Origin of the sequence: Actinoallomurus rhizosphaericola, assembly GCF_024055675.1 — a bacterium.
Lineage (GTDB): Bacteria > Actinomycetota > Actinomycetes > Streptosporangiales > Streptosporangiaceae > Actinoallomurus > Actinoallomurus soli.
On sequence record NZ_JAMXMW010000004.1, the window covers coordinates 1 to 20357 of the forward strand.

Below are 20357 nucleotides of genomic sequence, written 5' to 3' on the forward strand. Positions count from 1 at the left end.
GGTGGCGTGTGGGGTGAGCCAGGTGAAGGCTGCGGTGATTGCCCGTTCGGCGTCCTTAGGGGTGAGGTCGGTGCGAGACAGCAGCGGGCCGAGGACGAATCCGGCTTCGGGCGTGGTGGCGTGTGGGGTGAGCCAGGTGAAGGCTGCGGTGATTGCCCGTTCGGCGTCCTTAGGGGTGAGGTCGGTGCGAGACAGCAGCGGGCCGAGGACGAATCCGGCTTCGGGCGTGGTGGCGTGTGGGGTGAGCCAGGTGAAGGCTGCGGTGATTGCCCGTTCGGCGTCCTTAGGGGTGAGGTCGGTGCGAGACAGCAGCGGGCCGAGGACGAATCCGGCTTCGGGCGTGGTGGCGTGTGGGCTGAGCCAGGTCAGGGCCGTGGGGACAAGGAGCAGGGCTCCATCGGTCGGTAGGTAGCGCAAGCCACGATAAAGGAGATGGCGGGCCTTGAGGCTGGTACCGAAGTCGGCGAGCCAGGGGTTGACGGCTTGCTTCCAGCAGCGGACGACGGAGGGCGACCAGGGCGGACCTGAGCAAATCGCGCCGAGAGCGTAGCTGCCGATGTCGGCGTCCCTGCGCAGCACGCTGCCGATCGCCGCGGAGTGTTCGGCGAACCAGGCGTCCAGGACGCGAATTACAGGTACTGCGCGGTCGGCGAGGGTCATGTCGTTGATGAGGCGGCCGATGTTGACGGCGTAGCGGCCCATTGTGCGGGCACTGGCCAGACAGCCGGAGAGCATGGCTTTGATGCCCGAAACGTTTGGGGAGGCATCATGCTCGGGGAGGAAGACGGAATCCATGAGCTGGTCGGCGACCAGGTCGTGGGCGATCGACAATGAGCCGGAGGTTGTTTCCAACCAGCCGAGTGAGACCAGCGTTGCCACTAGGCCCTCCGCTTCTGGGACGGTCTCGGTGGCACCGGCGAGGACGGCCTCGGCAGCCCTCTCCACCGCTTCGCGGGATTGAGGGCAGGCGGCCGCGGCGGCGGCAGCCGCTATCAACGTATGAGAGGGACGGGCGGGATTGAAAGTATCTTCGCGGCCGGGGACAATCAGGCCGTCCTCAGCGAGCCGACGTTCCAGCCAGCCGGGGAGTTCGCCGTTCGTCCGCAGACCAGCCGTTTCGGGGATCGCGAGACCTTTTTTGACGCGGCGTTCGATCTCGCGGGCGACCAAGAGGGCGACAATGGGACGGTGGCCGCAGATCGCCATCAAGCGGTCCTTGCCGAGGCGTTGGAGGGCGGTGGGCGCCAGCGTCGTCAGCGCATTCTCGGCGACGGAGCGCTGGAACTCAACGTCTTGCCGTAGCTCGACCTCGTCGAAGAGTTCGTGCAGGAGGGCGCGGTTGGCCTTCTGTAGCCAGCCGGGACGGACGGCCGCGAGCAACGCGATCGGGATGCCGCGACGGTTCGCCTCAGGGATGAGCTGGTGGCGCAGCGTGGAAAGGTCGAGCAGTGATTCGTTGAGGTAGTCGATCACCAGGAGGACGGCCCTCCTTTCCGCGCACACCTGTTCGGCGATCTGGCCGGTGACCGATGTGTCTTCGCCGGGCAGGATGTGCAGCACCCGCCAGCCCGCATCCTGCGCCAAGCGACCCACCTCAATACCGATGCGAGTCTTGCCGGTGCCCGCCGCCCCCACGAGCAGCACGCCCCTGTTGCCCGAGCTCATCAGCCGGACGAATACGTTCTCCGGTGCGGCAGGATGGTCGCCGGGAGAGACGAAGGGCAGCTGCTCCGTGGTGAGGTACTTCTTGAAGTCGCCGAAACCCTCGATGAGTTCGTCTTGCGAGACGACGGAGCGCAGCGGATTCTGCGGCTCGTGCTCAGGTGGACTGACCTGAGCGGCCTGGGTCTTCACGCCGTTGAGGGCCAGCAGGCGGGCGAACTCCGGATCGTTCAGGGCAGCGGCGACCGACTCGGCTTCTGCGCTACCAGTTCCCGCAGCGGGCAGCCGGTGCGTCTGCACCCCAATGAGGAAGCCGCCCTTAGCGAACAACGCCGCGCCCGAGATGCCGACCCAGGGGTCCGGTCCGTCGGGGCCGTTCTCTCTTGGCGGGGCGGTGATGAAGGTAAGGTCCAGCAGCCCTGACTTTATATTGGACCCGAGCTGGACCAGCCCGTCGACCTGCCTGCTATCCCGTCGCTGCAGCCCCTGAACAGTGTCGGACTTGGGCCGCTGCGCAAACGCCGGAAAACCGACCCCAACGAACGGGATGCTGCCCACGCCGGCCGGCAGCCTTCCGAGAATTACCGGCGGCACGGTGTCCACGGCGACGTCTAGACGCAGGAGCGCCACGTCCCGCCCGGCGCCGCACCACGCCGGCACTGCCGACAACTCGTCACCACTTCCGCCAAGGATGACGGTGCACGCGGCATCCAGTCGGCCCTTGAGCAGATGAGACGCGGTAAGGATCAGCCGGGAACTAATCCGGTATCCGGACCCGTACTCGATCTTGCCTGCATGCCGGACGAGGACTTCGGCCACCCGCGCTTTGTCGATCACGCCCACCTAAAGGTGATCACCCCTCAGACACCAGATTCGAAATGTCATCTCCGGTGAGGACCTGCTCGCCGGAAGCGGTCTCCGCGTTGAGACTGAGTCGAACGATGTGCGTGCCCACGGACTTCGCTGCCGCCTTGCCGCCGATCGAGATCACCCAGAACTTCACACCCGCATTGGCCTCGGCGGACTTCTCAACGGCGACCTGAAGTTCCAGGTCGATCGAGTTGATCCGGAAGCGGACGTCCTGGTCGAGCGCGCTAATCCGAGCGCGGTCAATCTCCGACCGCAAGGCCGTGAGCAGTTGAGCGAGTTCGATTTCCATGCAACTCCTAGACGTACAGATCAACGCCTTCAATATGGCGATCCTCGCCATGCTACGGTGGTGCCCACTCCAGTGGGCCCTGTTCGCCGGAATCGGCCAAGGGTGCGCCGATGCAGAAAATAGTCGCCCTTGCCCAAGCCCACCGCCTGACTGGCGGCTCGACACGAACTCGTCCGCCGCGCTTCGAAGCCGGAGGGTGACTACGTGGGAGTAGCGGCTCAACTCGACTGCTGTACAGCAGTGGAGTACAGCCAACGCGGGCACGCACCAGCTCGGACGAGCTCATGACAGCTCACGGCGTCACCTGGCCCACAGCGCAACGGTCGAGGCCTGTCGCATTATGCGCGAGTGAGCTTGTGGCGGGACCGCAAGCGGAACACCCCACGTGCATGGGGAGTACGCGGACGACGTCGGCTCCGTCGTGGTGAACGTCGGAACACCCCCACGTGGGGGTGATCCGTCCTTCACCACGATGTTCCCTGGTGCCCGCGTCGTGCTCCCCACGCCCGTGGGGGTGATCCGCTCGAGGTCATCCAGATGATCCACAACGGGTAGTGCTCCCCACGCCTGTGGGGGTGATCCGGCGGGGAAGCTTCAGCCGGCGACCGTCAGGCCGTGCTCCCCAATACGTGGGGGTGTTCTGGTCAGCCAACGCGTTATCTGACTGCACGCAGAGTGCCTCCCGTGCAAGGGGACTGCTCTGCCTGAGGGAGCTAGCCGGCAGCGGAACTCTCTCGCAGGCCTCTCGCGAGGAGTGCGAAACAATGCGAACGGGCCGGACCCGGTGGGATACCGGTCCGGCCCGTTCTTCGAGCGTTTAGCCAGGTCAGCCTCTAGATCACGCTGACTGCTGGTGGCGCCCCCTGCTGGATTCGAACCAGCGCACCCGGCTCCGGAGGCCGGTGCTCTATCCCCTGAGCTAAGGGGGCTCGGGACGGATAAAGACTAGCAGCCCACCGACCCTGCTCGAACACATTCCACCACCCTGTGAGCCACCGAGGCGCGGATGAGCTGGGTGAACGTCGCTCACCGGGGGTGCGAAAAGATCGTCTCGCGCGGGGGCCGCCGTCCGGCGGGTCGCCGGCGGGGTCGCCCGCCGGTGGCCGGGCGCCTCGTACGCGCGCCGGCGGATGCCGGGCTGAAACTGAAGCCGCATTCAAGATCACTGGCATCTACTGCTTCCTATCGGCAGTGGACACCAGTGATCTTGGAACGAAGCCTCGACCCGAGCGGAGCGGCGGGGTGCGGAAAGGTGTGGCGGCGGGCGTGATGCTCCGCGAAGCCCCTGAGATCGGGGCGCATCGGGACGAAGCGCCCGACATGGGGGGCTTTCCCGGGCGTTGTGTCCGTCCCGGCCGCGCGAGGGCGTCGTGGAGGGGGGAGCTGCACCTTCTGCCCGAGTTGGTCGGTGGATCGGCGGGGTGTGTGGCTGAGTGTGGCATCAGTGTGGCCGTTATCCGCGTGTCCCGGCCCGGGAAAGCGTTAGCTTGGCGGTCGTGACACTGGGACGTGTGCTGGTCGTCGATGACGACGAGGTGATCAGGCAGCTGATCGCCGTGAACCTCCAGTTGGAGGGCTTCGAGGTGCTGACCGCCGTGGACGGGCAGGACTGCCTCGACCGGGTGCGGGACATCTCTCCGGACGTGATCACGCTCGACGTCATGATGCCCCGGCTCGACGGCTGGGTGACGGCGGTCAAGCTGCGCGACGACCCCGAGACGCGGGACATCAAGGTGGTCATGATCACCGCGCGGGCCCAGGAGCATGACATCCGGCGCGGGCACGAGATCGGAGTGGACGCCTATGTGACCAAGCCGTTCGACCCCGCCGAGCTGATCCGCACGGTGCGCGAGCTGGCCGGCGCGGGTCCGGTCGTCTGACCTGGGGAGCGGACGGATACCCGGATCCGGCGTCGCGGGCCGGAGAATCTCGCGTGACGACGGCCCACGGCGATCGAATGTCCACATGCTGGTCGGCTAATCTCATGTCGTGACTCCGGCCGAGTTGAACGCCGCCGTCGTGGCCGCCGTCCGCGGGGCGGTCGACGAGGGCGAGTTCGCCGTTCCCGTGCCCGGCCGCGTTCCCGTCACGGTCACCGCGGACGGGGACTACGCGACCCCGCTTCCGCTGCGGCTGGCGCGCGACGCCGGGCGGCCCGCCAAGGAGATCGCGGAGCTGCTCGCCGACCGGCTCGGCCGGATGCCCGGGGTGGGCGACGTACGCGTGACGGGGCCGGGATTCCTGTCGATCGGCGTGAGCGCCTCGCTGATCGCGCGCATCGACGAGACGTACGGCGTCGTGCCCGTGCCCGTGCCGCGAGCGACCTGGCCCGAACGTCCGCTGACCTTCGACAACCCCGGATTCGTGGTGCGGTTCGCGTACGCGCGGGCGGCCGCCGTACGCCGGCAGGCCGCCGACCTGGGCGTGCACGCCGCCGAGGGGCCGCTGACCGACCCGCGGGAGAAGCGGCTGCTCGCGCTGCTCGCGGAGTTCCCGAGCCGGGCCGAGCAGGCGGCGCGGACGGGGGATCCGCGGCCGTTCACCCGGCAGCTGGAGCTCATCGCCGACGCGTACCACGACGTCCACGAGTGGTGCTCGCCGCTGCCGAAGGGCGACGAAATCATCACCGGTCACCATTCCGCACGCCTTAGCCTGGCTGAAGCGGCGTACATCGTCCTGGGCAACGGCCTCCGCATGCTCGGCGAGACCCCGAACGACCGTCTTTGAGCCCCGACAGAGAGAGCAGTCGATGAGTCGAGTTCACCCGGCCGGCCCTCGGCACGCGGACGTGCTGCCCGAGGACCACCCCCTGCCGCCGCCGAGCGACCTGAACGCGCTCACGCCGAGCGTGTGGCCGCGCGGCGCCCGCCGTGAGGACGGGGTGCTGACGGTGGGCGGCGTGGACGTCCGCGATCTCGCCACGGAGTTCGGCACGCCGCTGTACGTCTACGACGAGGAGGACTTCCGGTCCCGCTGCCGGGAGTTCGCGGCCGCGTTCAGCGACGGCGAGGTCTACTACGCGGGCAAGGCGTTCCTGTCCGTCGAGATCGCCCGGTGGGTGAAGGACGAGGGGCTCGGGCTCGACGTCTGCAGCGGCGGTGAGCTTGCGGTGGCGCTCCGGGCGGAGTTCCCGCCGGAGCGGATCACGTTCCACGGCAACAACAAGTCGATGGCCGAGCTGGCGCGGGCGCTGGAGGTCGGCGTCGGCCACGTCGTCGTCGACTCCTACGAGGAGATCGCCCGCCTGGGCCACCTCGCCCGGGAGATGGGCGTTCGGCCCAAGGTGCTGGTCCGCGTGACGACGGGCGTCGAGGCGCACACGCACGAGTTCATCGCCACCGCCCACGACGACCAGAAGTTCGGGTTCGCCCGCGAGACGGCGCAGGAGGCCGCCCGCCGGGTCATCGGCATCAAGGAGCTCGAGCTCGTCGGCCTGCACTCCCACATCGGCTCGCAGATCTTCGACACCGACGGCTTCGAGCTGGCCGCCCGGCGTGTCGTCGAGCTGCTGGACGCCATCCGCGAGGAGCACGGCGTCGAGCTGCCCGAGCTCGACCTCGGCGGCGGGTACGGCATCGCCTACCTCGAGGGCGACGACCCGCTCGACCCGAAGCACATCGCCGACAACCTGCGGGGCATCGTCACCCGCGTCTGCGAGGAGAAGGGCCTTCCCGTCCCGCGCCTGACCGTCGAGCCCGGCCGTACGATCTCCGGGCCGGGCGGCATCACGCTGTACGAGGTCGGCACGGTGAAGCCCCTGGAGGGGCTGCGCACCTACGTCTCCGTCGACGGCGGGATGAGCGACAACATCCGCACCGCGCTGTACGGGGCGGAGTACACCGCCGCGCTGGCCTCCCGGCGTTCGGACGCCGAGCCGATGCTGAGCCGCATGGTCGGCAAGCACTGTGAGAGCGGCGACATGGTCGTCCGCGACCTGTGGCTCCCCTCGGACCTCGCCCCCGGCGACCTGGTCGCCGTCGCGGCGACGGGGGCGTACTGCCGCTCGCTCGCCAACAACTACAACCACGTGCCCAAGCCGGCGGTCGTCGCCGTACGGGACGGCAGGGCGCGGCTGATCCTGCGCCGTGAGACCGAGGACGATCTGCTGCGCCTGGAGGTGTCGCCGTGAGCCCTGTCCAGTCCCTGAGGCCACCGTTGAAGATCGCCCTGCTGGGCTGCGGCGTCGTCGGCACCGAGGTCGTGCGCCTCCTGGACGAGCAGGCGGACGACCTCGCCGCGCGGGTCGGCGCCCCGCTGGAGCTCGTCGGCATCGCGGTGCGCCGGAAGGACAAGCGGCGCGAGGGGGTGCCGCCGGAGCTGCTGACGACGGACGCGACCGGGCTGGTGACCCGCCCCGATGTCGACATCGTGATCGAGGTGATCGGCGGCATCGAGCCCGCCCGCGGTCTCCTGCTGGACGCGATGAAGTCCGGCAAGTCGGTCGTCACGGCGAACAAGGCCCTGCTCGCCGAGGACGGCGCGACGCTCTTCGGCGCCGCCCGTGAGCACGGCGTCGACATCTACTACGAGGCGTCCGTGGCGGGCGCGATCCCGCTGCTGCGGCCCCTGCGCGAGTCGCTGGTCGGCGACCACGTGCACCGGGTGATGGGGATCGTCAACGGCACGACCAACTACATCCTCGACAAGATGGACACCTCGGGGTCCGGCTTCTCCGAGGCCCTGGAACAGGCTCAGGCCCTCGGGTACGCCGAGGCCGACCCGACCGCCGACGTCGAGGGGTTCGACGCGGCGGCCAAGGCGGCGATCCTCGCCCAGCTCGCCTTCCACACGCGGGTGACCGCCGCGGACGTGCACCGGGAGGGCATCGCAGACGTCACCTCCGCCGACATCGCGAGCGCCCGGGCGATGGGCTGCGTCGTGAAGCTCCTGGCGATCTGCCAGCGGGTGCCGTCGGACGACGGCCGGAACGGCCGCGGCGTGTCCGTCCGCGTCCACCCGGTAATGATCCCGCGTACGCATCCGCTGGCGAACGTCCGTGAGGCGTACAACGCAGTGTTCGTCGAGGCGCAGTCCGCCGGGTCGCTGATGTTCTACGGGGCGGGCGCCGGCGGCGCGCCGACCGCCAGCGCGGTGCTCGGCGACCTGGTCGCCGTCGCCCGCAACCGGGTGCACGGCACCCGCGGTCCCGCCGAGTCGACCTACGCCGACCTGCCCGTCCTGCCCATGGCCGACACGGTCACGCGCTACCACGTCTCCCTGGACGTGGCGGACCGGTCCGGCGTGCTGGCCCGCGTCGCCGACGTCTTCGCCGACCACGGCGTCTCGATCCAGGCCGTACGCCAGGAGGGTCACGGCCAGAAGGCGCAGCTCGTCATCGTCACCCACCGCGCCCCCGACGGCGCGCTCTCGGCCACCGTCGAGAACCTCCGCGACAAGGAGATCGTCCGCGAGGTCGCCAGCGTCATGCGCGTCGAAGGCGACGAGTGAGCCCGCCGCAGCGAGCAGAGACCGGTAGAAGGGCGTACGGAGGCCGTCGCACTAGTGCCGCGTCAACCAACGTTGGTCGTGTATCGACTGTGTTGGTTGATCCTCGCCTGGGGCGAGCGACTCCCCACCGGGCGGTGGGGCGGGCCGCGGCCGGCCAATGGACCCGTTGACGGTGCCGTGATGGGGGCGTCGTCTTGGGTCACGCCGTGCTAGTCCAGTACCGGGGAGGTGCCGTCCGGCTCGACGGTGCGTGATCACCACTGGGAACTTGTTGGTGGTGATGGTGCCGCCCGGGTCACGCCGGGCGATGTTGGCGCCGCCGACCAGGTCGCGGTGCCCACGAAAACCACAACGCATACACGTGAAAAGGCGGCCGGTGGGTTTGGGAACCCGACGGCCGCAGGCCGGGCAGGTCGAGGAAGTGCCGCGCTCATCCACGAGCACGAGGCGGATCCCGGCCTGTTCGGCTTTGTCCTTCAAACAGCGGAGCAGGTAGCCGACCCGCCAGTCCCGGACGCGCTGGTTGTGCCGCCGCCCGGCCTTGAGCACCAGGACCCCGCGCGGGTCACCGACGACCAGCGTCCCGACCCGCCGTTTCACGGCCCAGTCGACGACGGTCTTGGCCGCCTCATGCTGGGCCTGCTTGACCCGCCGCTTGTGCCGGGCCTCCAGCTTCCGCTGCCGAGCCCGGAACTTCCGCCACCGCCGCGAACCCACCTGCCCCGGCTTCGGAGCCCGGGGAGCCATCCTCCGGCGGCGACGTTTGGTGTCTTTGAGGTGCAGGTGGGACTCCGCCCGGATCGCCCGCCCCGACACCACCAGTCCCTCCCCGTCCGGACCGGCCACCGCGAACGGATGAATCACTCCCGGATCCACTCCGGCCACCCGGTCCGGATCCGGCTCACACCCGGCCTCATAGGTGGCGACGGGGACTTCGGCGGTCACCTCGACGAACAATCTGCGGCCCTCGTTGAGCAAGGTGACCGACCGAACCTGATCGACCGGATAGGGTACCTGCCGGTCCAGCCGCACCCACAACGGCGCGGACCCGCGACTGGCCGGAAGTCGTAACCGCTGGTCCTCCAGGGTGAACGTGCCGTGGTAGTAGCGCACCGGCATCAACCGGCGCTTGCGACGCGGGAACCGCGCCGAGGCATCCCCGTCCTTGCGGCGCTTGGCGGCGGCGAACCAGGCGTCACTGTAACGGCGCAGCACCGACCGCGCCCCTTGAGCGTCCAGCTCACCGAACGTGCCCGGCCCGGCAGCCGACAACTCCCGGCACAACTCCTGATACGACACCACGGCGGGCAAGCCGCGCTGGCGCCGCCACCGGTTCATATCCAGCACGCACGCCCACACGTCCCCGGCAGAGGCCAGCAGCCCGAAACACCGCTCCCGTTGGGCAGGCGTGAGGCGCAGGCCGACCCGGGCGGTACGCATCACCACCCGTGGAGCATCTGGATCAACACGTCGAGGCACAAGGCGATTACAGCAAGTGCCTACGACAAAACAGAGACGGTCAGCGGCTCCGAACCTCATACCGCCCGAATCAATGCTCGCAAAATGCCTCATCTCACAAACAACGATTCTGGACACGGCACTAGCATTCGGGCGATGGCCGCCTCCGCCGCACCAGCCGACGAAGCCGCCGAACCGGGCCGCCCCGCCGCACGACGTGACGGAGCGCTCGGCGCGGCGCTGCTGCCGGTGTCGGCGCTTCGGCTCGCCGCCCGCTTCTTCGTGCCCCTGGCGATGTGGTTCAGCGCCGGGTCGATCGTCCGGTACCTCCTTCTCCAGGGGATCTCCCATCTCGGGAGCGGCCGTCATCCCGGGGTCCGGCAGGTCGCCGTCCTGCTGCCGCTGAGCGTCGCCGTGCTGGCCTCGCTCGTCGTGACGATCGGGATGTTGTTCACGCTCGGCCGCGGCCTGTCGGTGATCGAGGATCCCGACGAGCCCTACGTCACCGCGGTCGGCCGGACTCTGTTCCCATTCGTGCTCGTCTACCTCGGCTGGAACCTCTACACCACGGACCTGCGCGAGGTGCTGCGGGCGGACGCCCAGCGGCGGGTGAACACCGGCGACGTCATGAACGTCGGCAACGTCCTCGACCTGCCGATCGCGGCCTGCCTGCTGGTCGCCGCGGTGTCGTGGCTGCTACGGGTCGTCTGCGAACGCCGGTACGAGGAGAAGCACGGCCGCGTGATGGGGATCCTCACCGCGTTCTTCGAGGTGAACTTCACCCTCTACACGCTGTATTCGATCATGCAGGTGGTCAGGGCGGCCGAGCGGTGGCTCGCGGACCGGGCGTTCTGGCACGCGATCACCCGGATCGTGCCGGTGCCCAGTCCCGGCCCGGTCAAGGACGCCCTCGTCCTGCCGCTGGTGTGGCTCGCCATCGCCGCGATCGTGTACGGGCTGGAGATGCACGACCGGGAGGCGATCCGCGGCACGCCGCTGGAGCGGCTGCCCGACCGCCTGGAGGGCCGGCGGCGCCGTCTGGCGGAGGTGGCCAGCCGGAGCCTGCGGGACAAGTACGTGCCGATCGTGCACGCGCTCCGGCTGGCCCACAGCGCGGGGGCGTACGTCTTCGCCTGGTTCTGTCTCTGTTACGTGGCGATCGGCGTGCTGCTCGATCCGCTCCAGCGCGGCGTCGTCGCGCTGATCGGCACGGACCACACCGTACGGTTCTGGAACCTCGTTCTGGTGCCGGTCGAGTTCGGGCACCGCATGGTCGGCGAGATCCTGCGGCTGGCCCTGCTGGCGGTGACGTTCGACCTCGTGCGGCGCAGGGTCAGCGACGGAACACCAGCTGCGGACCGCCCAGCGCCGGCGACAGATCCTGGTGCTGGTGACGCATGACCAGCTCGAACGTGCCGACCGCCCAGTCGGGGACCAGCCCCATCACGTACGCGGGGTCCGTGCCGCCGGGAATGATCGACGTGTGCCACTCGAACGCGCTCCAGCGGTGGCCGGCGTGGTCGCGCAGCGAGAAGTCGATGGTGAAATCGCGGGGGTTCCTGGTCAGCGGCTCGGCCCGCAGCGTGGCCACCACGAGCGTCTCGCCGGGCCGGGCCGGCCACCCGATGAGGTCGGGCGGCAGGTCGCCGTGCTTCAGCTCGGCCCTGCCGTAGTTCAGCAGCGTCCAGCGGATCTGCTGGAATACGGCCGGCCGCCCGGGCGCGACCGTCCGCGTGTGCGTGGCGGGCACGTCCTCGCGGTAGTAGGCCCACTCCGGGCGGAACGGCAGGTACATCGCCCCGCCCAGCAGCGCCAGCAGGCCGACGATCCGGGTCGGCCGCCGTACGTGGGCCGCGCCACGCCCCCTCCGAGCCGCGCCACGCCGAACCCGATTCGCGTCGCGCCGCGCCCGAGCCGCGCCACGATCGGTCGGACCCGCGCCGCGCCGTACGCCCGATGCGCCGCGCCGTACGAGGGACGCGCCGCTCCGCACGGCGGTCGCGGTCCGTCTCATCAGGGCTGCCGCGCGGCTCACGACGGCTCCGGGATCGCGTAGCCGGAGGGCGGTCTGCTGGTCAGGCGGGTGGCTTCGGCGGGGTCGAGGCCGAGGTCGACGTGGACCTCGGCGGCGAAGCGCCGCGGGTCGTCGCGGTAGAAGCCGAACGGCGCCTCCTGCGCGTCGTGATCGGAGACGTAGAGCCGGGCGCCGGCCACGGCCGCGGGCGGCACGTCGAAGACGTAGGCGCCCCGGCGCGGCATGCCGGGTTCGAACCGGACGTAGCTCAGCGGCGTGACGAGGGGCTTGGACAGGCCGCCTCCGCCGCCGAGCTTGTCCGTCGGGTCGTAGTCGCCGTACCGGGTGTGCAACCGTGCCTGCCCGGCGTACACGAGGGAGTGCCGGGCCTCGATGGTGGCCAGGACGACGACGAAGACGCCGGTCGCCGGGATCTGCTGCGCCTTGGCGTAGTCGGTCGGCGGGACGTAGATCGTTCGTGCGCCGTCGACCCGGTCGACCCGGATCGTGAACCGCGGCTCGGTGACGGTCCGGCCGATCCGTCCGTTCTTCACGAACGGGCCGTACGCCCGGGTGTAGCTCCAGCGCGCGGACTGCATGGCCACCGCGGCGCAGGCGAGGGCGACGGCGAGTGCGATCGAGGCGATCCGTCTCATGACCTCACCGGGAGTCTCACGTCGGCGACCAGGACCGGGATGATGTGCGTGACCCGGCCGGATCGGTGCGTCAGCGGATTCGTCTCGTACCGGGTCTGGTAGCGGCGGGCCTTCCACTCCCAGTAGCCGCGCGGGTCCAGGACGCCCGACTCGGTGTGCTCGTAGTCCGCCAGGGCGACGGTCACGTGGTCGGGCACGCGGGCACCGGACGCCAGTTCGTACTGCACGGCGACGTAGGTGGGCAGGCGCGGCTGCAGCGATCGGAAGAGGGTGTCGCCCGCGATGGCCTGGGCGTCGACCTGCTTCGGCCGGGGGCCGTCCTGCGTTCTCCAGTGCAGGAACATGCCGTGCGCGAACACGTCGTCATCGAGGCCGTACGTCCCGAGCGTCTCGCGGGTCGGGTTGGTCACCCACGCGTTGATCACCAGCATCCGCGTGGACTGCCCGAACTTCTTGACCGTGGCCACGTGGGCGCCGATGAGCCGGGTACGGAAGAGGTGCTGGTCGACCTCGCGTCCGGGCGGCGTCGGGACCGGGGTGTCCGCCGGGTCGAGGCCCCCGATCGCCCAGAGTGTCCCCACGGCGACCAGGACGGCGGCCGTGACGTATCCGGCGACGCGTGCTCGGGGGTGCACGGTCGATGATCCTAATCCGCGGCGCGTCGTCCACGATGTGAAACGACGTGAGACGCGTGCCCACGGTGCCCGTAGACTCGCTGAACGACAGCGCAGGTCAGGAGGAACATCGTGAGCAGGGCATGGCGTGGCGTCATCGAGGAGTACCGCGATCGGCTCCCCGTGACGGCCGGGACGCCGGTCGTCACCCTTCTGGAGGGCGGCACGCCCCTGCTCCCGGCGACGCGCGTCTCCCAGCTGACCGGCTGCGAGGTCTACCTCAAGGTCGAGGGCGCCAACCCGACCGGATCCTTCAAGGACCGGGGCATGACCATGGCGATCAGCAAGGCCGCCGAGGACGGCGCCAAGGCGGTGATCTGCGCCTCGACCGGCAACACGTCCGCGTCGGCGGCCGCGTACGCCGTGCGCGCCGGGATGGTGTGCGCGGTGCTGGTGCCGCGCGGAAAGATCGCCATGGGCAAGCTGGCGCAGGCGCTGGTCCACGGCGCCAAGCTGCTCCAGATCGACGGCAACTTCGACGACTGCCTCGAGCTCGCCCGCAAGCTCGCGGTCGACTATCCGGTGGCGCTCGTCAACTCGGTGAACAAGTACCGGCTGCACGGCCAGAAGACCGCCGCGTTCGAGATCATCGACGCGCTCGGCGGCGCCCCGGACGTGCACTGCCTGCCCGTGGGCAACGCCGGGAACATCACCGCCTACTGGATGGGCTACAAGGAGTCCGACGCGCGCCCGCGCATGCTGGGCTTCCAGGCGGCCGGCGCCGCGCCGATCGTCTGGGGCGAGCCGGTCACGTCGCCGCAGACCATCGCGACCGCGATCCGCATCGGCAACCCCGCGTCCTGGGACCTGGCGCTCAAGGCACGGGACGAGTCCGGCGGAGCCATCGAGGCCGTCACCGACCGGCAGATCCTGGCCGCCTACCGGCTGCTCGCCCGCGAGGAGGGCGTGTTCGTCGAGCCGGCGTCGGCGGCGAGCGTCGCGGGCCTGCTGCAGGCCAGTGACGAGGGGCTCGTACGCCCCGGCGAGCGGGTCGTGTGCACGGTGACCGGCAACGGCCTCAAGGACCCCGACTGGGCCATCTCGGGCGCCCCCGCGCCGATCACGGTGCCCGTCGACGCGTACGCCGCCGCGTCCGCACTGGAACTCGCGTGATCTCGGGGCGCGCCACGCCCACCGCAGTCCACGTACGGGTCCCCGCGACCAGCGCGAACCTCGGTCCCGGGTTCGACGCGCTGGGGCTGGCGCTCACCCTGTACGACGACGTGGAGGTCGAACTCGCCGACTCGGGCCTGTGGATCGACGTCACGGGCGAGGGCGAGGAGACCGCCAGGCGCGGCGAGCAGCACCTGATCGTCAAGACGTTCCGCGAGACGTACGCGGCCATCGGGCCGGCGCCCGAGCCGGGCCTGCGGGTCCGCTGCGTCAACCGGATCCCGCACGCGCGCGGGCTCGGATCGTCCTCGGCCGCGACGGTCGCCGGGATCCTCGCCGCCCGTGCCCTGCACCCGGAGGGCGCGGGCCTCACCGACGCGGACGTCCTCGCCCTGGCCACGAGGATCGAGGGCCACCCCGACAACGTCGCGCCGTGCCTGGCCGGCGGCCTGACCATCGCCTGGGAGACGACCGCCGGACCGCGCACGACCAGGCTGGACGTCGTCCCGGGCGTACGGCCCGTGGCGTTCGTACCCGAGCACCGGCTCGCCACCGAGCGCGCCCGCGGCCTCCTGCCCGACGTCGTGCCCCACGCCGACGCCGCGGCGAACTCCGGCCGCGCCGCGCTGCTGATCGCTGCGCTCACCGCCCGGCCGGAGCTGCTGCTGGACGCCACCGAGGACCGGCTGCACCAGGCGTACCGCGCCCCGGCCATGCCGGAGTCGGTCGCGCTGGTGGACCGGCTGCGCGCGGGCGGCGTTCCGGCGGTGGTGTCGGGGGCCGGGCCGACGGTTCTCGCGCTGGTCTCCGCGGGTGAGGTTGATTCGATCGCCTCGGAAGTGGGTACTTCGTGGCACATACACCCGCTGAACGTTGACCCCCACGGCGCATGCGTTCAGCCAATCGATCAGGAAACGCGAGTCTCCGGGGAATAGCAGTGTGCCCAGGTGATGTTAGGCTAAGTGCTGCACCAGATGCCCCGTACGGGGGCATGGGCTCGTCAGCCATTCCGGCTTACGTCGGCCGTGTGACGCGGATGTGGTTCCCCGGCAACGAAACCGCTCGTTGTTCAGCGTTCTACCAAAACTACGGACGTATCGGGATCGGGGATCTCTCGCGAGAACCTGCCTCCACCATCTGGATGTGGCCAGAACTCTTCGCCGATCACATGGAGATCAGCAGAGCTCGACTGATCCGGCGCCCCCGCCGGTTCGCACGACCGGGTTGCCTGGCCGACGGCGGCCACACCCGCTCCCTGGGAAGGACCCTTAGTGAGCGAATCCACCGAACTCCTCTCGGACGCAGCAGTCACGACGGCTCCTGAAGCCGCGTCCGCCGAGAAGGCGACGACGGCTGCGCCGCGGCGCCGCCGCTCGGGCACCGGCCTGTCGGCGATGGTGCTGCCCGAGCTCAAGGCCCTCGCCTCGAGCCTCGGTATCAGCGGTACGGGCGGAATGCGGAAGAGCCAGCTCATCGCCGCCATTCAAGAGCGGCAGACGCAGAACGCCGGAGGCGGTGACCAGGCGGCCTCCGCGAAGAGCGCCGCCGAGGCCCCCGCCCCGCAGGAGACCGCCGCGGCGCCCGCCGTGGCCGAGTCCGCGGCTGCGGCCGCGCCGAAGCGCGAGCGTCCCGCCAAGCGCGAAGAGGCGCCGGCGCAGGAGCAGCAGGAGATCAAGGTCGAGGCCGAGGCCGCCGGCGACGCCGGCGCGCGCGACGGCGCCGGCCGGGAGGGCGGTCAGCGCCAGCGCCAGCGCGAGCGCGGTAACCGCAACCGGGACGGGCAGGGTCAGCGCGAGGACAACCGCGGCCAGCGCGACGACCGCGGCCAGCGCGGTGAGGACAACCGCGGGCAGCGCGGTGATGACCGCGGCCAGGGCCAGCGCGGTCCGAACCAGCGCCAGCAGAGTGACTCCGACGACGAGGACGGCGGCGGCCGGCGCCGGCGCGGCCGGTTCCGCGAGCGCAACCGCGGCCGTGGCGGGCGCGAGCGCTTCGGCGACTCCGAGCCCACGGTCAGCGAGGACGACGTCCTCATCCCGGTCTCCGGCATCCTCGACATCCGTGACAACTACGCGTTCGTGCGGACCACCGGCTACCTGCCGGGCCCGCAGGACGTCTACGTCTCGCTCGCCCAGGTCCGCAAGAACGGCCTGCGCAAGGGCGACGTGATCACCGGCGCGGTGCGCCAGCCCCGTGAGGGCGAGCGTCGCGAGAAGTTCAACGCGCTGGTCCGCCTCGACACCGTCAACGGCATGGAGCCGGAGCAGGCCAGGGGCCGCGTCGACTTCTCCAAGCTCACCCCGCTGTACCCGCAGGAGCGGCTGCGCCTGGAGACCGAGCCGAACCAGCTCACCACGCGGATCATCGACCTGGTCAGCCCTATCGGCAAGGGCCAGCGCGGTCTGATCGTCTCGCCGCCCAAGGCCGGTAAGACGATGGTGCTGCAGGCGATCGCCAACGCGATCACCAAGAACAACCCCGAGTGCCACCTCATGGTCGTCCTCGTCGACGAGCGGCCGGAAGAGGTCACCGACATGCAGCGGTCGGTGAAGGGCGAGGTCATCCACTCGACCTTCGACCGGCCCGCCGACGACCACACGATGGTCGCCGAGCTGGCGATCGAGCGCGCCAAGCGGCTCGTCGAGCTGGGCCACGACGTCGTCGTGCTGCTCGACTCGATCACCCGCCTGGGCCGCGCGTACAACCTCGCGGCTCCGGCCAGCGGCCGGATCCTGTCCGGTGGTGTGGACTCCACGGCGCTGTACCCGCCGAAGCGGTTCTTCGGCGCCGCCCGCAACATCGAGAACGGCGGCTCGCTGACGATCCTGGCCACCGCGCTGATCGAGACCGGCTCGCGGATGGACGAGGTCATCTTCGAGGAGTTCAAGGGCACCGGCAACATGGAGGTCCGCCTCCGCCGCGAGCTCGCCGACAAGCGGGTGTTCCCGGCGATCGACGTCGACGCCTCCAGCACCCGTAAGGAAGAGATCCTGCTGGCTCCGGAGGAGCTGCGGATCGTCTGGCAGCTGCGCCGCGTGCTGCACGCGCTCGACACCCAGCAGGCGCTGGAGCTCCTCATCGAGAAGATGAAGGAGACCAAGTCGAACGCCGAGTTCCTCCTGCAGGTGCAGAAGACCACGCTCAACGACTGACCCCGCGGCGAGCCGACGAGCGAGCGGAGTGGCCGGTGAGGTACGAGCCGGCCGCGAAGCGAGTGAGAAGGCGAGCGCGGCAGTGAGCACTGCGGCGAGCCGACGAGCGAGCGGAGTGGCCGGTGAGGTACGAGCCGGCCGCGAAGCGAGTGAGAAGGCGAGCGCGGCAGCAATCCGCCTGATACGTCTGACACGACGCCCCGGAGCACCCCTCCGGGGCGTCGTCATGTCCGGAGCCGTACGAGGTGGCGCGGCGCGACACGCCTGAGCCGTATCAGGTGGGGCTAGCCCTACCTGCCGGAGGCTGGGATGCTCCATGGTGGGAGACCCCGCCGTTCAGCAGGCTGGACCCGTACACTCCTACGGCAGGAAGGGACCCCGGTGAACGGCACCGTCGAGACGTCGGCCTCCTCCGGACGCGGCCCCCTGCGTCTGCTCAAGGATCCGCTGACCTGGCGGTCCGCGGCCTTCCTGCTGCTCCACGCGCCGCTCGGCCTGGCCTACTTCGTCGGACTGGCCGTGCTGCTCTCGGTCTCGGTCGGAACGGTCGTGATCTGGGTGGGCGTCCTCGGCCTGGCGCTGGCGATGATCCTCTGGCGGGCCGCCGCGATGCTGGAACGCCGACTCGCGCGGCTGGCGTTCGGCGTTCGGATCCCCAGCCCGTACCGCGCGCTGCCGGCCGGGCACAACCTCCTGCGCAAGTGGCGGACGATGGCCGCCGACCCCGCCACCTGGAAGGACCTCGTCTACCTGCTCCTCGCCTTCCCTCTCGGCGTCGCCGAGTTCGTCATGTCCATGGTGCTGTGGGCGACGACCGCCGCGCTGATCACGATGCCGATCTGGATCACGCAGAACCAGGGCGGCTACCTGTACGTCACGGTCGCCGGTCACGACATCTGGTTCGACGACCCGGTGACCACGCTGCCCGCGGTGCCGCTGGGGATCGGGGTGTTCGTCCTGGCCATGTACGCCGTGCGGATCGTGGGCATTGCGCACGGGGCGATCGCGTCCTACCTCCTGGGGCCGAGCGAGACGCAGGCGCTCCGGGCCCGTACGGCTCAGTTGCGGGCCAGCCGGGCGCGCGGGGTGGACGCCGCGGAGGCCGAGCGGCGGCGCATCGAACGCGACCTGCACGACGGCGCCCAGCAACGGCTGCTGGCCGTCGCGATGGACCTCGGCCGCGCCCGGGCGAAGCTGGACACCGACCCGTTGGCCGCGCAGGAACTCCTCCAGCAGGCCCACGCGGGCGCCAAGGAGGCCATCGCCGAGCTGCGCAACCTCGCGCGCGGGATCTACCCGGCGATCCTCACCGACCGGGGGCTGGACGCGGCGATCTCCGCCGTCGCGGCCCGCGCCCCGATGCCCGTCGAGGTGGAGATCGACCTGCCGACCAGGCCGCCCGCCGCCGTGGAGAGCATCGCGTACTTCATCGTCTCCGAGGCGCTCACCAACGTGGCCAAGTACGCCCGCGCGACACAGGCGTCGGTGACCATCACCCGGGACCAGACCTGGGTCATCGTCGAGATCTCCGACAACGGCGTCGGCGGGGCCGAGGCCACCCCGGGCGGTGGACTGGCCGGGCTGGCGGACCGCGCGGCCGGCATCGACGGCATCCTGACGGTGAACAGCCCTCCCGGCGGGCCGACGGTGATCCGCGCGGACCTGCCCTGTGTGTGGTGACGTTCCTCTAGTCTGGGGGCGTGCGGGTGGTGATCGCGGAAGACGCCGTAATGCTGCGCGAGGGGCTGATCCGCCTGCTCGCGGACGAGGACATCGAGACGGTCGCCACGGCCGGTGACGGCCCGGGGCTGGTCGCCATCGTGGAGGAGCACCGGCCCGACCTCGCCATCGTCGACGTTCGGATGCCGCCCTCCTTCACCGACGAGGGCCTGCGGGCCGCGCTGGAGGCCCGGCGGCGGGTGCCCGGCACGCCGATCCTCGTCTTCTCCCAGTACGTCGAGGAGCGCTACGCGACCGACCTGATCGGCGACGGCGCGGACGGCGTCGGGTACCTCCTGAAGGAGCGGGTCGCCGACGTCGCGGAGTTCACCGCCGCCGTACGCCGGGTGGCCGACGGCGGCACGGTCATCGACCCCGAGGTCATCGGCCAGCTGCTGGGGCGGCGGCGCCGGGGGGACCGGCTGGAGGCGCTCACGCCGCGCGAGCGGGAGGTTCTCGGCCTGATGGCCGAGGGCCTGTCGAACGCCGCGATCGCCCGCCGCCTCTACGTCACCGACGGCGCGGTGGAGAAGCACATCTCCAACATCTTCCTCAAGCTGGACCTGCAGCACACCGACAGCACCCACCGCCGGGTCAAGGCCGTGCTCGCCTATCTGGGCCAGAGCCAGTAGGAGTCAGGACCGGTCGAGGAAGGCCAGGACGGCCAGGACGCGGCGGTTGTCGTCGTCGGAGGGCGGCAGGTTCAGCTTCCCGAAGATGTTGGACGTGTGCTTGGCGACGGCGCGTTCGGTGATGACGAGCCGCTGGGCGATCGCGGTGTTGGACCGCCCCTCGGCCATCAGCTCCAGCACCTCGCGCTCCCGGGGCGTCAGGCCGCCGAGCGGCTCGTTCCGCGCGTTGCGCGCCAGCAGCTGGGAGATCACCTGCGGGTCCATGGCGGTCCCGCCGCCCGCGACCCGGCGTACCGCGTCGACGAACTGGTCCGCGTCGAACACCCGGTCCTTCAGCAGGTAGCCCACTCCGCCGCTGCCGTCGGCCAGGAGCTCCCGCGCGTACAGCTGCTCCACGTGCTGGGACAGGACCAGCACCGGCAGGCCGGGGATCTCCCGCCGGGCGTGCAGCGCGGCCTGCAGGCCCTCGTCGGTGAACGATGGCGGCAGGCGTACGTCGACGACCGCCACATCGGGCTTGATCGTCAACAGCGCCCGGGTCAGCTCGGGACCGTTGTCGACGGCCGCGGCGATCTCGAAGCCGTACGCCTCGAGCAGCCGGATCAGCCCGTCGCGCAGGAGGAACAGGTCCTCGGCGAGGACGACGCGCATCACTCTCCTTGTCGGGGGA

At 70.4% G+C, this 20357-nt stretch carries 17 protein-coding genes and 1 tRNA gene; 10 read left to right on the forward strand and 8 right to left on the reverse strand.

What is annotated here, in order from left to right; genetic code table 11:
* The 3 genes from NE234_RS11095 to NE234_RS11105 all read right to left on the reverse strand — a co-directional run.
* On the reverse strand, positions 1–2499 hold a 2499-nt coding region (locus tag NE234_RS11095; RefSeq protein ID WP_252778849.1), incomplete at its 3' end, for a trypsin-like peptidase domain-containing protein.
* Between the two features lie 16 nt (positions 2500–2515).
* Entirely contained in the window at positions 2516–2821 is a 306-nt protein-coding gene (locus tag NE234_RS11100; RefSeq protein WP_252778850.1) for a trypco2 family protein, read from the reverse strand.
* 854 nt (positions 2822–3675) lie between these two features.
* Positions 3676–3750: transfer RNA gene (locus NE234_RS11105), tRNA-Arg, on the reverse strand.
* A gap of 573 nt (positions 3751–4323) precedes the next feature.
* Between NE234_RS11105 and NE234_RS11110 the strand changes: the two genes are divergently transcribed.
* The 4 genes from NE234_RS11110 to NE234_RS11125 all read left to right on the forward strand — a co-directional run bounded on the left by NE234_RS11110 (position 4324) and on the right by NE234_RS11125 (position 8269).
* Complete coding sequence (locus tag NE234_RS11110) at positions 4324–4701, forward strand: response regulator transcription factor (protein WP_252779297.1); 378 nt, start codon at positions 4324–4326, stop codon at positions 4699–4701.
* Between the two features lie 109 nt (positions 4702–4810).
* Complete coding sequence (locus NE234_RS11115; protein ID WP_252778851.1) at positions 4811–5548, forward strand: DALR anticodon-binding domain-containing protein; 738 nt, start codon at positions 4811–4813, stop codon at positions 5546–5548.
* 22 nt (positions 5549–5570) lie between these two features.
* Positions 5571–6950 (forward strand): diaminopimelate decarboxylase, encoded by a 1380-nt coding sequence (gene lysA / locus NE234_RS11120; protein ID WP_252778852.1) that lies wholly within the window; start codon positions 5571–5573, stop codon positions 6948–6950.
* A 32-nt stretch (positions 6951–6982) separates the two neighbouring features.
* Positions 6983–8269, forward strand: coding sequence for a homoserine dehydrogenase (locus NE234_RS11125; RefSeq protein WP_252779298.1), 1287 nt, complete (start codon positions 6983–6985; stop codon positions 8267–8269).
* 51 nt (positions 8270–8320) lie between these two features.
* On the opposite strand, the gene NE234_RS11130 is transcribed toward NE234_RS11125, so the two are convergent.
* A complete protein-coding gene (locus NE234_RS11130; protein WP_252779299.1) occupies positions 8321–9709 on the reverse strand; it encodes an RNA-guided endonuclease InsQ/TnpB family protein in 1389 nt (462 codons plus the stop codon).
* A gap of 174 nt (positions 9710–9883) precedes the next feature.
* Between NE234_RS11130 and NE234_RS11135 the strand changes: the two genes are divergently transcribed.
* Complete coding sequence (locus NE234_RS11135) at positions 9884–11128, forward strand: hypothetical protein (protein ID WP_252778853.1); 1245 nt, start codon at positions 9884–9886, stop codon at positions 11126–11128.
* On the opposite strand, the gene NE234_RS11140 is transcribed toward NE234_RS11135, so the two are convergent.
* The 3 genes from NE234_RS11140 to NE234_RS11150 are packed head-to-tail and all read right to left on the reverse strand — an operon-like array spanning position 11061 to position 13032.
* Positions 11061–11762, reverse strand: a complete 702-nt coding sequence (locus NE234_RS11140; protein ID WP_252778854.1) for a hypothetical protein — start codon at positions 11760–11762, stop codon at positions 11061–11063. The two genes, NE234_RS11135 and NE234_RS11140, sit on opposite strands and share 68 nt — an antisense overlap.
* Positions 11759–12397 (reverse strand): hypothetical protein, encoded by a 639-nt coding sequence (locus NE234_RS11145; RefSeq protein WP_252778855.1) that lies wholly within the window; start codon positions 12395–12397, stop codon positions 11759–11761. The genes NE234_RS11140 and NE234_RS11145 overlap by 4 nt, the downstream gene beginning before the upstream one ends.
* Positions 12394–13032 (reverse strand): hypothetical protein, encoded by a 639-nt coding sequence (locus tag NE234_RS11150; protein WP_252778856.1) that lies wholly within the window; start codon positions 13030–13032, stop codon positions 12394–12396. Before NE234_RS11150 ends, NE234_RS11145 begins: the two co-directional genes overlap by 4 nt.
* A 111-nt stretch (positions 13033–13143) precedes the next feature.
* On the opposite strand from NE234_RS11150, the gene thrC reads away from it, so the two are divergent.
* The 5 genes from thrC (at position 13144) to NE234_RS11175 (ending at position 19687) form a co-directional block, all read left to right on the forward strand.
* Positions 13144–14184: a threonine synthase gene (gene thrC, locus NE234_RS11155; protein ID WP_252778857.1), complete on the forward strand. Its 1041-nt coding sequence runs from the start codon at positions 13144–13146 to the stop codon at positions 14182–14184.
* Complete coding sequence (gene thrB / locus NE234_RS11160) at positions 14181–15119, forward strand: homoserine kinase (protein ID WP_252778858.1); 939 nt, start codon at positions 14181–14183, stop codon at positions 15117–15119. The genes thrC and thrB overlap by 4 nt, the downstream gene beginning before the upstream one ends.
* 336 nt (positions 15120–15455) lie before the next feature.
* Complete coding sequence (rho, locus tag NE234_RS11165) at positions 15456–17336, forward strand: transcription termination factor Rho (RefSeq protein ID WP_252778859.1); 1881 nt, start codon at positions 15456–15458, stop codon at positions 17334–17336.
* A gap of 381 nt (positions 17337–17717) precedes the next feature.
* A complete protein-coding gene (locus NE234_RS11170) occupies positions 17718–19016 on the forward strand; it encodes a sensor histidine kinase (RefSeq protein ID WP_252778860.1) in 1299 nt (432 codons plus the stop codon).
* Between the two features lie 20 nt (positions 19017–19036).
* On the forward strand, positions 19037–19687 hold the full coding sequence (locus NE234_RS11175) for a response regulator transcription factor (RefSeq protein ID WP_252778861.1): 651 nt from the start codon (positions 19037–19039) through the stop codon (positions 19685–19687).
* Positions 19688–19690: 3 nt separating this feature from the next.
* Here the strand turns inward: NE234_RS11175 and NE234_RS11180 are convergent, their stop codons facing one another.
* Positions 19691–20338: a LuxR C-terminal-related transcriptional regulator gene (locus NE234_RS11180; RefSeq protein WP_252778862.1), complete on the reverse strand. Its 648-nt coding sequence runs from the start codon at positions 20336–20338 to the stop codon at positions 19691–19693.
* Between the last annotated feature and the right edge of the window lie 19 nt (positions 20339–20357).